1 protein-coding gene is annotated in these 697 nt (G+C 42.0%); it reads right to left on the reverse strand.

Features of this window, described 5'->3' with window-relative positions:
* Positions 1–124: 124 nt before the first annotated feature.
* Entirely contained in the window at positions 125–670 is a 546-nt protein-coding gene (locus ACGF49_RS24670) for a fimbrial protein (RefSeq protein WP_229015647.1), read from the reverse strand.
* Positions 671–697 lie beyond the last annotated feature (27 nt).

The raw sequence follows: 697 nt of genomic DNA on the forward strand, positions 1-697 counted from the left end.
ATGCCCTCGGATTTAGTGATATATGAAAATATCGATGCAGCCGCACTTGATGAAAACAGCAATAAAAGTACCAGGCAAACAGAAAATAACTTTTTCATTTAAGTACCTAATAAAACCGTGCAAGTTAGTCATAATTCAGATTAAATGTCGCAATCGCATGAAATGCGCCTCGCTTAATCGTCTGGTTAGCTAGCGCAGTGGGTTCTGCCTGCACATATGCTTGCAGTGCAATCAAGTTTTCACCCTCTTTTAACGGATAGGCATCTCCCTCTTTATTCAACGACAACCGTTTGCCTTCTGCCGTTTCTATACCAATGGCAATCCCAGCGGCTTGGCTCCCAGCACTTAACGCTAATAAGCCCGGCAATTGCGTATTTTCCATGCCACTGAATGTCAGTTTAATCGATTTGCCCACACTCATATCGCAACCAGATAATCTGAGCAGAAAAGGTTCGCTATGGGTCCTACCATGCAGATACAAATATTTTTCAGACATTGTTGCAAAATCGAGCTGGATATCTTCATCACCCGGATTAATCGTGCAAGGTTCTTTAACCAATGCACCGTGAAAACGCATATTATCCTCAGCCTGTACCCCTTGATGACCATAAACCGTGGCAGCAATAACCATAAAACCAACACGCAACACGAATAATTTTAAATATTTCATTAAGTTTCCTTTCACTGGTATTCCGCC

The organism is Photorhabdus sp. RM96S, assembly GCF_042879335.1.
Classification (GTDB): Bacteria; Pseudomonadota; Gammaproteobacteria; order Enterobacterales; family Enterobacteriaceae; genus Photorhabdus; species Photorhabdus kayaii.